A 13,334-nucleotide genomic window follows, 5' to 3' on the forward strand; every position below is an offset into this window, starting at 1 on the left:
TCGAGAGCCGCACTGTCATGCCTGCATGCAGGCGACCACGGAGAAAGAACGAGGCCCCCCATGAAACCGAGATCCACCCCGTCCTTACTCGTATGCGCCGCCCTCGCGGTCGGCGCGTTCGTGGCGCTGCCCGGTGGCACGGCCGCAGCTGCCGCCGTCCGCTACGAGGCCGAGAGCTCGCCGGCAGTCTGTACCGGCACCATCGACTCCGACTGGGCCGGCTACTCCGGCAGCGGATTCTGCAACGGCGGCAACGCGGTCGGCGCCTACGCACAGTTCACCGTCAACGCCCCCACCTCGGGCACCGCGACACTGAAGGTCCGCTTCGCCAACGGGACCGCCACCGCGAGGCCCGCGGCCGTCACGGTGAACGGCTCGGCGGCCACGTCGTCGTCGTTCGAGAGCACCAGCACGTGGGCGACGTGGGCGACGAAGACGCTCTCGGTGCCCGTCAGGTCGGGCAGCAACACCATCCGGCTCAGCCCCACCACCTCCGCCGGCCTCCCCAACATCGACTCCCTTGACGTCGAGGCGGACGGCACCACCCCGCCACCGGCGGGTACGGCGCTGTACGTGGCGCCCAACGGCAGCGACAGCGCGGCAGGCACGCAGGCGGCCCCGACGACGCTCACCTCGGCGATCAGTCGCGTCCCTGCCGGCGGGACGATCTATCTGCGCGGCGGGACGTACCGCTACTCCCAAACGGTCACCATCCCGCAGGGCAAGAACGGAACTTCGAGTGCCCGCACACAGCTGTCCGCCTACCCCGGTGAGCAGCCGGTGCTGAACTTCTCGGCCATGAGTGAAGATCCGGCGAACCGCGGGCTTGCCGTGAACGGGTCGTACTGGCACGTCAAGGGCATCGTCGTCGAGCGCGCCGGTGACAACGGGATCTTCGTCGGCGGCAGCAACAACGTCTTCGAGCGCACGGTGACGCGCTTCAACCGGGACACCGGGCTGCAACTCTCGCGGATGGCCTCCACCACCCCGCGCGACCAGTGGCCCTCCAACAACCTCGTCCTGAGCGCGGAGTCGCACGACAACGCCGACTCCGACGGCGAGGATGCCGACGGTTTCGCGGCGAAGCTCACTGTCGGTCCCGGCAACGTCTTCCGCTACGCCGTGGCCCACCACAACATCGACGACGGCTGGGACCTCTACACCAAGACCGACACCGGCCCCATCGGTCCGGTCACCATCGAGGACTCCCTCGCCTACGGCAACGGCACCCTCTCCGACGGCACCGTGAACTCCAACGGTGACCGCAACGGCTACAAGCTCGGCGGCGAGGACATCAAGGTTGACCACGTCATCCGGCGCAGCATCGCCTACCGCAACGGCAAGCACGGGTTCACCTACAACAGCAACCCCGGCACCATGTCGGTGTCGGACAACATCAGCATCGACAACGCCCAGCGCAACTATTCGTTCGACGACGGCACCTCGGTGTTCCGCAACAACGTCTCGTGCCGCAGCGGCAGCGGCACGAACGACAGGACCATCGGCGACGCCGACAGCTCGAACCAGTTCTGGTCCGGTGCCAACGGGTCCCGGTGCTCCTCCTATGCCGGCGCCCTGAACTGGTCCTTCGCTGCTGATGGCCGCCTCGCCGTCACGTTCGGCGGCCGGTCGGTATCTCCGTAGCCAGTCGTCGCATCGCCGTCCCGGGCAGGTCCGTCCGGTTCGGTCCGGATGGACCGGCCGGCCGGCCTCCGCGAACGCCCGCCTCAGTCGGGGCCCGCCCAGTCGAAGGTGATGTGCTTGCTGGACTTGCCCTCCCGGCTCCAGTAGAAGCCGAAGGCATCGGCGCGGTCCGCCGTGGAGCGGCCCCAGGTCGCGACCTGTCCCGGCCCGGTCTCCGAGCCCGGCAGGTTGGTCGACTGGACCCGCGCGCCCTCCGGAGTGGTCGGTCCGGTGAGTGCCACGCCGTTCGCCTCGACCCGGCCGGGGATCGTGGCCCGCCAGCCGCCGAGGTCCTCGTCGACCTCGATCTGGATGGGGGCGAAGTCCATGCCCCGCATCTCGGCGGCCATCATGCCCACCATTTCGGCGGGCCAGCTGCCGGCCTGGCCACCGAAGATCATCTGCAGGGCTTCACGCTGTGCGTCGTCGGCGCGCTCGTCGAGGAACACCGCCGCGTAGGAGTCGGTGTGCTCGGCCCACACATTGCCGACGAAGGAGCCGAGCATCACCACGTTGAGGCCGTCCAGCGGCACATCACCGTAGTTACCCTCGCGTATGTGCCAGGCCAGGACGCCATCGCATTCACCGTAGGTGGGCAGCTGGGCAAAGGAGCAAGGGCAAGGGACATTGCACCTGCACGTGTCGAACCAGTCTCCGGCCGCGTGCCATCTCGGAACGGTCGTGGTCGTCTCGGACATCTCGTCGCCTCCTCGTCGCCTCCTCGTGTCCCGCGCAGGCGGGGATCACGTCGGCGATCGCCGCGCCGAGCCGGACGTCAACAGGCGTTGTGTGAGTCACTCAATTCTCCTCCCGCCGCCATGGGGGCGAAAGCCCGGGCGGCGGCTCCGGGCGCGGCACGCGCGTGCGCCTCCGGACGAGGCAAGGCGTGATCTGTACACCCTCCGGGGACACCTCTAGCCTTGAAGGAGGAGGACTCCCGGGGGCGGACAACTACCCGTGGAGCAGGTCGATCATGGAGGCTCGCACCGCGCCAAGGGGCAGCGGGGCGTCCTGCGACGCCGTTGCCCGGGGCCGGTGCACCTTCGTGTCCCCCGGTGTGTTCGCTCCGCCGGCCGCTCGTTCCCCACCCGCCGCTCTCGACGCCCAGCGTCGTCCGCGCCATCGGACGACGGCAACCGTCAAGGCCATCGGGAGCAGTCATGACGTGGAGTATTTCCGGCAACTACCTGGCGGGTTGCTCATGCGCGGTCGTGTGCGGCTGCGCCGTCGACGCGACGCCACGCGACCCGCAGGGGCGTGAGGAATGCCTCGGCTGCGCCGCCTTCCATGTGGAAGAAGGGCGCCTGGACGATGTGGACCTGTCCGGGGTGGACTTCGTCCTCTACAACCACTTCCCCTCCAACCTCACCTCCGGCAACTGGAAGGTCGCGTTCGTCATCAACGACGGGGCCACCGACGAACAAGCCGATGCTCTGGAACGCATCGTGTCCGGACGCGAAGGCGGTGCGTTCGGCGAACTTTCGCAGTTCTACGGCGAAATCCTGGGCGTGGAGCGGGCGAGCATCTCGCTGTCGGACGGTGAGACGCCGCGACTCAGCGTCGCCGGGAAGACCGAGCTGTCGTTCGAACCGCTCAGGGGGCCGGACGGTGGGCCCACGACGATGAAGAACGCGATGTTCGGCTTCGCTCCGGAATTCACGCTGGGCCGCACCACCGGTAACTCGAACGCCTTCGGGCTGTCGTTCGACGCCGCGTACGGCGAGACGTCCGACTACGCCTTCTCCAGCGAAGCGCCTGAGGGGGCGCCCACCGGACGGGGTTGAGTCAACCGGGCAACGATCGATTTCGTGGCTGGCGCGGGAGGAGGGCCGTGCGGGCCGCCTCCCGCGCAGGCGCACGGCGATCCCGCGCGGGCGCACGGTGATCGCTCATCGCGTCCAGCCGGACATCTCGTCCATGTGCGAGTCGGACATCTCCAGGCCGGGCAGCAGCCAGTCCTGGAAGGGGGCGAGCACGGCCAGGACGAGGAACACGAGGCCCACGGCCCAGGCGAGCCAGGGCCCCTGCCGCCAGAGTTTCTCCAGGAAGATCACGGCCGCCAGCCCTGCCATCACGGCCACGTTCATGACCCCGAGCGGGATCAGGACGATCATCAGTCCCCAGCAGCAGCCGACGCAGTAGAGCCCGTGGTGCATGCCCACCCGCAGGTCCTTGGCCCAGGGCCGGAAGCGTGAGTACTGGAGAAGCTGGAACATCGGGTTACGGCAGTGCCGCAGGCAGACGCGTTTCAGCGGCCCGAACTGCTGAACCGCCGCGAGGAGGAACACGCCGGCGCCGATCCAGCGGGCCGTCCCCGGATCGCGGTCCGCCAGGTGCCCGGCCGCGGCCAGGGCGCCGTAGGCGAGCAGGCCGAACGCGGTCCACGCGAGGAGATAGCCGCCCACGAACTCGGCGATCCGGAGCACGCGGGCGGATCCCGCCGAGCGGCGGTTGATCCCCCGCACCCACGTGATGGCCACCGGCGCCACCGAGGGCAGCATCATGGCCGCCATCATGACCACCCAGAGCAGCAGGAAGAGGGGGAGCGCCAGACCCATGGTGCCGGGCTCCATCCCCATGTGACGGGACTGGCCGACGGTGAGCACCCACGCCAGGGCCGCGATCAGCACCATCAGGACCCACGCGACGCCCAGATCGCGCGCCGGCAGGAGAACTCCCGGTCGCGTGGGCGCCGGCGGCGCCGGGCGCAGGTGCGGCATGGAACGCCTCCCAAGGACGTGAGACGTGAGCCGTCCTGGCGGGGCTGAGACGGGTCGGACGACACCTCCAGCAGATCACAGAACGGGGAGGCCCAAAACCTGGGGGCCGGCCGGGAGCAGGGCCGGCTCAGGTCTTCCCGTACTCGTCGTGGCGGCGCAGCCAGAACATCTCCTCGCCGTCCTCGTGGCGGCCCATCGGCGTGCGGTCGAGGAGGCCGTAGTAGGGCATGGCCAGTTCGAGGCCGCGCGCGGTGGTGACGTACGTCCGGTAGACGGTGCCCTCCGACAGCGCGTAGGAGCTCAGCCCGGGCCCCTCGGTGACGTACCCGAGCACGTCCGTGCCGGACGCCGCCGCCATCCGGCTCACGGTCGGCGGGATCTCGCCGTCGAGGAACGGCCTCAGCTCCTCCTCGGTGTACAGGAAGCCGAGGTCGCGGTGGAAGTCGCTGCCGACGGTGGAGACCCAGTCGAAGCTCCAGCCCATCCGCTTCCTGTAGGCGAGGAGCTTGTCGAGCGGCGCCCGCGAGGAGCAGACGAGGGTGACGTCGCGGGCCTTGAGGTGGACCACGTTGGGGTCGAGGGTGTCCGCGATCGAGGAGCAGACCGTACATCCGGCCTCGTACGGCGGGCCGAACATGAAGTGGTAGACGAGCAGCTGCGAGCGCCCGTCGAAAAGGTCCGCGAGCGACTTGGTCCCGGCCTCGGTCTCGAAGCTGTAGTCCTTCACCACCGGCACCCAGGGAAGCTCCCGCCGCCTGCGCGCGAGCTCGTCGCCGCGTCGGGTGAGTTTCTTCTCCTCCACGAGCAGCTCGTCCCGGGCAGCCTCGAATTCCTCCTGCGTGCCGACCCTGTGCTCGGGCATGGCCTTTCCCTCCTGTGTGGGAGCAGAACACCGCATCGCTGTCAGCCGTGCCCGCACCGGCGTACCCGTCCCGGCCCCCGTCCCGGCCCTACGTCCACCATGCACAGAACCCCCGTGGTGCCGCACACCGACTCGGCGAGGCACGGGCCGAGCCGTCCGGTCCGTTCCTCTCCACGGCGCATTTCGCACCGCAGAACGCCCGCGGTGTCCGGATAATGGATGGAGCGGCGAGTGGAAGGGGACGTCTCGTGCCATCGGCGCGGCCGGGGGGCGAGAAGGCTCACGGCCCGTTCTGGTCCGAGCCGGGGGTGCTGCTCCAGCATGTGCCCGTAGCCGTCTTCGGTATCGATGACGGCGATCTCGTCTGTTACTGGGGGCCGGGCGCGACGGACCTCTTCGGGTACGACTCCGCCGCGATCCTGTCGAAGCCGGGCGCTCTCCTCTTCGCCGACGCGCCCCCGGGCGCGTCCGATCCGTGCGCCTCGCTGACGGAGCGAGGCCGGACCCAGGGGTACTGGAGGGGTCGGCTGCCGGCCCGGCATCGTGACGGCACCGTCTTCGACTGCGGCTTCCGGGCCTTCTCCATGACCGGAACCGGTGGACCTTCGATGGTGATGGTCCTGGCGAGCCGTAGTGACGAGCTCGATCGGGTCAAGACCAACCTCGCCTTCCTCGACGCCCTCTTCGAGACCTGCCCCATCGGCCTGGTCATGCTCGACCCGGACCTCCGGTACGTTCACCTCAACCAGGCGCTCGCCGATATGGACGGCCTCCCGATCGAGGCGCACCTCGGGCGGCGCATGGACGAAGTCATGATCATGTCCGACGGCGGCGAGTACGAGCGCCTGCTCCGCGCCGTCGCGCTGGGCGGAGCGCCGGTCGTGGGGGCGCTGGTGGGCATGCGCACGCGGGGGCATCCGGACCGTGACCAGGTGCGGTCGGTGAGTTTCTTCCCCCTCAGCCAGGCGGTCGGCTCGCGCCCCGGAGTGGGCGGGCTGATGCTCGACGTGACCGACCGGGAGCAGGCCATCCTGGAAGCCACCGCCAACCGTCGGCGGCTGGCTCTGCTGGACGGGGCCTCCACGCGGATCGGGACCACCCTGGACGTGAACGTCACCGCCCAGGAGCTGGTCGACGCGTCGATGCCGGACTTCTGCGACGGCGCCGTGGTCGAAGTCGTGGAGTGGATGGACGAGACGGAGGACTTTGACCCGGCGCGGCCGCTCTTCACCCGCCGGATCGCCTCCGGAACGATCCTGCCCCCTCCGGCCACCGAGCTCGTGAGCGGAGTGGAGTCGGTGCGGTATCCGCCCGGCTCCGTCATCCACGACATGCTGAGGACCGGTCGCGCCATCTCCGCCGCGGTGGACGAGGAGTTCGTGGCCCGGACCGTCCTCACCGAGTCACGCGCACGACTCATGGTCGAGAGCGGTGTGGCCTGCGTTCTCGTCGCCCCGCTCATCGCCAGGGGCACGGTCCAGGGAATCGCCATGTTCGGCCGGTCCGCGGGCCGGCCGGCCTTCACCCGGGAGGATGTCAGCCTGGCCGGGGAGCTCGCCTCGCGCGCCGCGATCTGCCTGGACAACGCCCGCCTCTACAGCCGCGTCCAGGACATCGCCCTCACCCTGCAGCGGGCGCTGCTGCCGACCGCGCTGGCGACCAGCCCGTACGTGGAGGTGGCCCACCGGTACGTGCCCGGCAGCCGGATCACCGAGGTCGGCGGTGACTGGTACGACGTGATCGACCTGCCCGACGGCCGGGTCGCCCTCGTGGTGGGCGACGTGATGGGGCACGGGGTGTCGGCCGCCGCGGCCATGGGCCGCCTTCGTATCACCACCAAGGCTCTGGCCCGGCACCACAGCGAGCCCGACGACCTGCTCACCGAGCTCGACGCTTGTGCCCAGGAGGCCGGCATCGAGCTGGCGACGTGCCTGTACATCGTCTACGACCCGAAGAGCGGACGCGCCCGCATCGCCAGCGCCGGCCACCCCCCGCCCCTGGTCCTGCGGCCGGACGGCACGGTGGAGACCCTCGACGACGTTCTGGGAGTCCCGCTCGGCGTCGGCGGCCGGCCGTTCCGGTCGATCGAGATAGAACTCCCCGGAAACGCGGTTCTCGCCCTCTACACCGACGGCCTGATCGAGACCCGTGGCGGTGACCTCGACGTCGGCCTGAAGGCACTGCGCGCCGAACTGGGCAGAGCCCCGGGAGGGCTGGAAGCAATGGCCGACCGCGTTCTCACGAGCCTGCTCCCCACCCCGCCGGCCGACGACACGGTTCTCGTCCTCGCCCGCGTCCGCCGCGCCCCTTGAGGAGGTGTGTCGCGTGTGCGTCCGAAGGGCGGAACCGGGCGCCGCGCCCCGGTCCTCAGCTCGGGGCGACGGCCCCGGCCCAGCCGCGGCTGACGGTCGCTCTCGCCTTCTCCGTCTGTGCCTCCGTCGGAAACGCCGGCGTGCCCTCCACCGTCGGCAGTTTCTCCGCGGCGGCCTTGTCGAGGGTGCCGTCCTTCTCCATGGCGTCCATGAGCACGGGGCGCGCATAGGCGCCGAGCCGCATGTTCTGGCCTTCCGGACTGAAGACGTACTCCTGCCACAGACGTGCCGCCGCGGGGTGCGGGGCGTCCTTGTTCACCCCGTTCGCGTAGTACTCGGCGAAGCTGCCGTCGAAGGGGATGGCGGTCCGCCAGTCGACGTCCGTGCCCTTCGCGCGGAATTCGTCGGCGTATCCGAGGTTGAGGTAATCCCAGTCGATGCTGATGGGGGTCTGGCCCTTCGCGATCGTGGCCGGGGTGGATTCGACCGGGATGAAGTTGCCGTTCTTTCTGAGCTCGGCGAAGAAGTCGATGCCGGGCTGGATGTCGTCGAAGGAGCCCCCGTTCGCCAGGGCCGCCGCATAGACGCCGGCGAAGGCCGAGCCGGACTTGGTGGGGTCGCCGTTGAGCGCGACCTGGCCCTTGTACTCGGGCTTGCGCAGATCGGCGAAGGTCGAGGGGCAGGTCCTGACGCGCTTGGCGTCACAGCCGATCGAGATGTACCCGCCGTAGTTGTTGTACCAGCGGGCCCGCGGGTCCTTCTGTTCCTTGGGGATCCGGTCGTACGCGGCGACCTCGTACGGAGCGAGCAGGCCCTGCCGGGCCGCGGACTGCGCGAACGAGCCCCCCACGTCGATCACGTCGGGGGCGCGGCCCCCGCCCCTGTGCTCCTTCAGGGCGTCGATCTCGTCCTGGCTGGTACCTTCCGGGTTCTCCACCATGACCTTGATCCCGTACTTCTTCTCGAAGCCGTGGATCAGGGCGCCGTAGTTGGCCCAGTCGCCCGGGAGGGCGATCGTGTTGAGCGAGCCCTCCTTCTTCGCCGCTGCGGTCAGTGCCGCCATGCCGCCGGCGTCCGCGGCGGAGGTGGCGACCGCGGGCGCTCTGGGCGCGGGGGTGGGTTTGTCCCCGCAGGCGCCGAGGGGCGCCGCCGCAAGGGCCAGGCAGACGGCGACGGAGGCTGTCCGGAGACGGGATACGGGCACGAAGGCTCCATAACGGGCGGTCGCGTACTGATCGAGGCCAGCGTACGTTCGCAGGCCTCGGCAGCGCAGTCCCGGAGGGTGGTGTCCGCTCTCCGCCCTGCGGCTGCCGTACCGGCGCGTGTCAGAACCCCTCGTCGTCCCCCCACGCGGCCAGGAGCGACTCCCCGAGATCCATCGCGGGCGGTGCGGCCCCGTCGTGGAGGGCCTGCTCACTCCAGATGATCTTGCCGCGGGCGGTGTAGCGGGTGCCCCAGCGCTCGGCGAACTGCGCGACGAGGAACAGGCCGCGGCCGCCCTCGTCGGTGGCCTCGGCCCGGCGCGGGTGCGGGGAGGTACTGGACCCGTCGGCGACCTCGCAGATCAGGCTGCGGTCGTACAGCAGCCTCACCCCGATGGGCTCGGTGCCGTAGCGGATGGCGTTGGTGAGCAGCTCGCTGAGGATGAGTTCCGTGGTGAAGGCGATGTCCTCCAGGCCCCAGTCCGCCAGCCGGCGCGCGCAGGCGCCCCGCACCCGGGACACCGCCGCGGGGTCGGGGGGCACGTCCCACTCGGCGATCCGCGCGGGGTCCAGTCGGCGGGTGCGGGCCACCAGCAGCGCGACGTCGTCGACGGGCCTGCTGGGCAGCATCGCGTCGATCACCACGGTGCAGGTTTCCTCCGGGGTGCGGGCGGGCCCGGCCAGGGCGGCGCGCAGCGCCGCCAGGCCCGCGTCCGGATCGCGGTCGCGGCTCTCGATCAGCCCGTCGGTGAAGAGTGCCAGGCGGGAGCCTTCGGGCAGGGTGAGCGTCATGCTCTCCATGGGCAGGCCCTCGCCCAGGCCCAGCGGCGGGGAGACCGGCACCTCGGGGAAGGACACGGTTCCGTCGGGGCGGACCAGAGCGGGGCCCGGATGCCCGGCGGTGGCGGCCGTCACCTGACCCGAGACGGGATCGTAGATGGCGCACAGGCAGGTGGCTCCGGTGATCCCCTGCCACCCCTGCTCGTCGGTGTCGATGTGGGTGACCAGTTCGTCCAGGTGGCTCAGGAGTTCGTCCGGGGGCAGGTCGAGGGTGGAGAAGTTGTATACGGCGGTGCGCAGGCGCCCCATGGTGGCGGCGGCGTGGAGACCGTGGCCGACGACGTCGCCGACCACCAGGGCCACTCGGGCGCCGGGCAGCGGGATGACATCGAACCAGTCACCGCCCACCCCGGCCTGAGCGGCGAGATAGCGGTGCGCGACCTCGACGGCGGACTGCTCCGGTACGCCCCGGGGCAGCAGGCTGCGCTGCAGCGTGACGGCCATGTTGTGCTCGCGGGTGTAACGGCGGGCATTGTCGATGGACAGTGCCGCCCGGGCGGTCAGCTCCTCGGCGAAGGACACTTCCTCCTCGTCGAACGGCGGGGAGTCCTGCCCCCGCCAGTAGCCGGTCAGCCCCAGCACCACGCCCCGGGCCCGCAGGGGCACGACGATCAGCGAGCGGATGCCGCGGTCCAGGATCTGCTGGGCGTTGGCCTGGTCCTGGGCCCGCCAGCGGTGCGTGGCGCGCAGGTCCGCCTCCAGGACCGCATGGCCGCCGGCCAGCGCGGCGGCCATGGGACCCGTGGGAGCGAACCGGATCAGCTCGCCGACGGGGGAGAGCGGGTGGTCGCCCTGAAGGCCGACGACGGCGGTGCGGCGCATCTCCGTGCTCGCTTCGGGCGGCTCCTCGCCGCGCAGCACCGGGTCCAGCAGGTCGACGGTGACCACGTCGGCGAAGCGCGGGACCGCCGCCTGCGCCAGTTCCTCCGCGGTGCGCTCCACGTTCAGCGTCGTGCCGACCCGCACCCCCGCGTCGTAGAGCAGTTTCAGCCGCTCGCGGGCCACCTCGGCCCTGCCGGCGAGTGCCCGCAGCTCGGTGGTGTCCCGCAGCGTGACGACGGTCCCGGCCTTCCCGTAGGGGTCGGTGGGCCGGATGTTCACCGCCAGCAGCCGATCGGCTGCCATGTGCAGCTCGTCGGTCGCGGAACGGCCCGATGCGATCGGATCGGCGATCCCCTCCTCCAGGCCCAGGTCCGTGACGGGTCGCCCTTCCGCGTCCGCCGGCAGGTCCAGCAGCCGCCGCGCCTCGTCATTGGCCAGCAGCAGCCGTCCGTCACCGCCGACGATCAGTACGCCTTCTCGCACCGCGTGCAGCACCGCGTCGTGGTGCTCGTACATCCTCGTCATCTCGGCCGGTCCCAGGCCGTGGGTCCGGCGCAGCAGCCGACGGCTCACCAGAGCCGTCCCGCCCGCGGACAGGGCGAGCACCCCGGCCGCGCTGCCGAGGACGACCGGCAGCTGCCGGTTCACCATGCCCTGGACGTTCTGGACCGTGACCGGGGAGGAGACGACGGCGATCACGGAGCCGTCGGAGTCCTTGACGGGGACCACCGAGACCACGGAACGCCCCAGGGACCCTTCGAACGTCTCGGTGAAGGACCTGCCGGCCGCCGCCGCGGCGAAGGGGCCGACGACGTGTTTCCCGATCTGTTCCGGATCGCGGTGGGTGAGGGTGACCCCGTCGAGCGTGTACACGTTGATGCCGTCGACCCCGGCGATCTTGCGGGCCGCCTCGGCCCTCGGCTGCAGCACGGTGCTCGGCTGGGGGCTGCGCAGGGCCGGGACGATTCCCGGAGATTCCGCGAACGTTCCGGCGGCGGCGAGCGTACGGTGCCGGGCGTCCAGCATGCCGGCGCTCCGGGCCTGCACCACGAGCGCCACCACCGCGGCGGCGACGAGAAGCACCACGACGGCCAGCTGCAGGAGGAACACCTCGCCGGCGACGCTGCGCGCGCTGAACAGGGAGGACAGGCGCTGCGGCCGCCGCGCGCCTCCGTTGGGAGGCTGGGCGTCCTCCTGATGCTCCTGATGGTCGTGGTGGTCCTGATGGTCCTGGTGGTCCCCTGAGCGGGGACGCCGAGGGGGAGAGGAAGAGCTCGTGGTCGAGCCGGGCAGCCGACGCCGGAAATGTCCAAGGAGGTCGGTCATACTCCAATTTTCTAACCTCCAGGGGTCATCGGCAGCGGGGAGCGACGGCCGCCGAGCCGTAGCGATCCGGAGGAACGGGGGGCCGGCGCTGCGACACGCTCATGCGGCCGTGCCCGCCTCCTCGGTTGTCACTGCTCCGGACGGCATGCTGCCCACGAGGTAGGCGGTGCCGGTCGGAGGGAAGGACGCCACGTGACGGGTCGTACGGCACGGGTGTGGCACGCGGTGTTCACCGCCCATCCCGCGCGCACGGTGGTGTCGGCGTTCACGCTGGCCATCGCCGTCGGCACGGGCCTGCTGATGCTGCCGGCCGCCTCGACGGACGGTTCCGTCACCAGCCCCGTCACCGCGCTGTTCACGTCCACCTCCGCCGTGTGCGTGACCGGGCTGGTGATCGTGGACACCGCCACCCACTGGAGCGGTTTCGGCGAAGGCGTCATCCTGGCCCTCATCCAGGTCGGCGGCTTCGGCATCATGACGATGGCCTCTTTGCTGGCCCTTCTGGTCTCCGGAAAACTCCGGCTGCGGATGCAGCTGACCGCGGCGGCGGAGACCAGGAGCCTGGGCCTGGGCGACGTACGGCGTGTCCTGCTCGGAGTCGCCGCGTGCACGTTGACCGTCGAGCTCGCCGTGGGCGCGTTCCTCGCCCTGCGGCTGCGCTTCGGTTACGACCGCTCGCCCGGCGAGGCCGCGTACTCCGGGTTCTTCCACGCGGTCTCGGCGTTCAACAACGCCGGATTCGGCCTGCACGGCGACAACCTCGTCCCCTACGCCCGGGACCCGTGGGTCACGCTCCCGATCGCAGTGGCCGTGATCCTCGGAGGCCTCGGCTTCCCCGTCCTGCTGGAGATCCTGCGCCACCGCACCCGGCGGCGCACCACCGGCCGCCGCAACTGGTCGCTGCACACCAGGCTCACCCTGGTCACCTCCGCCGTCCTGCTGGTGGTGGGCACCGTCCTGACCTGCCTGCTGGAGTGGACCAACGCCGGGACGCTCGGCTCGTTCGACTGGGACCAGAAGATCCTCAACGGGTTCTTCCACTCCGCGATGAGCCGCACCGCCGGTTTCAACGCCATCGACATGGGCGCCCTGAACGCCTCGACCGTCCTGTTCACCTGCACGCTGATGTTCATCGGCGGCGGCAGCGCGGGCACCGCCGGCGGCATCAAGGTCACCACGTTCGCCGTCCTGGCCGCCGCGATGCTGGCCGAGGTGCGCGGTGAGCCCAACTCCACCGTCATGGGCCGCCGTCTCGCCCCGCACGCCCTGCGCCAGGCACTGACCGTGGCGCTGCTCGGCATCGGCCTGGTCGTCGCCGCCACCCTCGCCCTGCTGACCGTCACCAAGGCCCCGGCGGAGGCCGTACTGTTCGAAGCCGTCTCCGCCTTCGCCACCGTCGGACTGACCACCGGCATCACGGCCGACGTTCCGGTCTCCGGCCAGTTGATCCTGGTCCTGCTCATGTTCGTCGGCCGCCTCGGGCCGATCACCCTCGTCTCCTCCCTCGCCCTGCGCGAGCGGACCCGCCGATACCAGCTACCCGAGGAGCGACCCGTCATTGGGTAAC

Annotated in this window: 9 protein-coding genes; 4 read left to right on the forward strand and 5 right to left on the reverse strand. The window is 70.7% G+C overall.

Features of this window, described 5'->3' with window-relative positions; translation table 11 throughout:
- Positions 1-60 precede the first annotated feature (60 nt).
- Positions 61-1,644: a carbohydrate-binding protein gene (locus ACZ4TV_RS20495; RefSeq protein WP_468136106.1), complete on the forward strand. Its 1,584-nt coding sequence runs from the start codon at positions 61-63 to the stop codon at positions 1,642-1,644.
- 83 nt (positions 1,645-1,727) lie between these two features.
- Here ACZ4TV_RS20495 and ACZ4TV_RS20500 read toward each other — a convergent pair whose 3' ends face one another.
- Positions 1,728-2,381: a DUF1326 domain-containing protein gene (locus ACZ4TV_RS20500; RefSeq protein ID WP_468136107.1), complete on the reverse strand. Its 654-nt coding sequence runs from the start codon at positions 2,379-2,381 to the stop codon at positions 1,728-1,730.
- Positions 2,382-2,843: 462 nt separating this feature from the next.
- On the opposite strand from ACZ4TV_RS20500, the gene ACZ4TV_RS20505 reads away from it, so the two are divergent.
- Complete coding sequence (locus ACZ4TV_RS20505; RefSeq protein ID WP_468136108.1) at positions 2,844-3,467, forward strand: DUF1326 domain-containing protein; 624 nt, start codon at positions 2,844-2,846, stop codon at positions 3,465-3,467.
- 105 nt (positions 3,468-3,572) lie between these two features.
- Here ACZ4TV_RS20505 and ACZ4TV_RS20510 read toward each other — a convergent pair whose 3' ends face one another.
- Both ACZ4TV_RS20510 and ACZ4TV_RS20515 read right to left on the reverse strand, forming a co-directional pair.
- The gene (locus tag ACZ4TV_RS20510) at positions 3,573-4,403 is read right to left on the reverse strand and encodes a DUF2182 domain-containing protein (protein WP_468136109.1); all 831 of its coding nucleotides are present in this window, start codon (positions 4,401-4,403) and stop codon (positions 3,573-3,575) included.
- Between the two features lie 127 nt (positions 4,404-4,530).
- Complete coding sequence (locus ACZ4TV_RS20515) at positions 4,531-5,265, reverse strand: DUF899 domain-containing protein (RefSeq protein WP_468136110.1); 735 nt, start codon at positions 5,263-5,265, stop codon at positions 4,531-4,533.
- 248 nt (positions 5,266-5,513) lie between these two features.
- On the opposite strand from ACZ4TV_RS20515, the gene ACZ4TV_RS20520 reads away from it, so the two are divergent.
- Positions 5,514-7,577, forward strand: a complete 2,064-nt coding sequence (locus ACZ4TV_RS20520) for a SpoIIE family protein phosphatase (protein WP_468136111.1) — start codon at positions 5,514-5,516, stop codon at positions 7,575-7,577.
- 55 nt (positions 7,578-7,632) lie between these two features.
- Here ACZ4TV_RS20520 and ACZ4TV_RS20525 read toward each other — a convergent pair whose 3' ends face one another.
- Together ACZ4TV_RS20525 and ACZ4TV_RS20530 are read right to left on the reverse strand one after the other, a co-directional pair.
- Positions 7,633-8,781, reverse strand: a complete 1,149-nt coding sequence (locus tag ACZ4TV_RS20525; RefSeq protein ID WP_468136112.1) for an ABC transporter substrate-binding protein — start codon at positions 8,779-8,781, stop codon at positions 7,633-7,635.
- A gap of 121 nt (positions 8,782-8,902) precedes the next feature.
- The gene (locus ACZ4TV_RS20530; RefSeq protein ID WP_468136113.1) at positions 8,903-11,767 is read right to left on the reverse strand and encodes a SpoIIE family protein phosphatase; all 2,865 of its coding nucleotides are present in this window, start codon (positions 11,765-11,767) and stop codon (positions 8,903-8,905) included.
- Positions 11,768-11,959: 192 nt separating this feature from the next.
- Here ACZ4TV_RS20530 and ACZ4TV_RS20535 point away from each other — a divergent pair, with 192 nt between their 5' ends.
- A complete protein-coding gene (locus ACZ4TV_RS20535) occupies positions 11,960-13,333 on the forward strand; it encodes a TrkH family potassium uptake protein (RefSeq protein ID WP_468136114.1) in 1,374 nt (457 codons plus the stop codon).
- Position 13,334: the final 1 nt, after the last annotated feature.

It is taken from the genome of Streptomyces sp. NPDC028910 (assembly GCF_055564955.1).

Excerpts from the sequence above, each read along its gene's own strand:
- ACZ4TV_RS20495 (WP_468136106.1), top strand. The coding sequence starts at position 61 with ATGAAACCGAGATCCACCCCGTCCTTACTCGTATGCGCCGCCCTCGCG.
- ACZ4TV_RS20500 (WP_468136107.1), bottom strand. The coding sequence starts at position 2,381 with ATGTCCGAGACGACCACGACCGTTCCGAGATGGCACGCGGCCGGAGAC.
- ACZ4TV_RS20505 (WP_468136108.1), top strand. The coding sequence starts at position 2,844 with ATGACGTGGAGTATTTCCGGCAACTACCTGGCGGGTTGCTCATGCGCG.
- ACZ4TV_RS20510 (WP_468136109.1), bottom strand. The coding sequence starts at position 4,403 with ATGCCGCACCTGCGCCCGGCGCCGCCGGCGCCCACGCGACCGGGAGTT.
- ACZ4TV_RS20515 (WP_468136110.1), bottom strand. The coding sequence starts at position 5,265 with ATGCCCGAGCACAGGGTCGGCACGCAGGAGGAATTCGAGGCTGCCCGG.
- ACZ4TV_RS20530 (WP_468136113.1), bottom strand. The coding sequence starts at position 11,767 with ATGACCGACCTCCTTGGACATTTCCGGCGTCGGCTGCCCGGCTCGACC.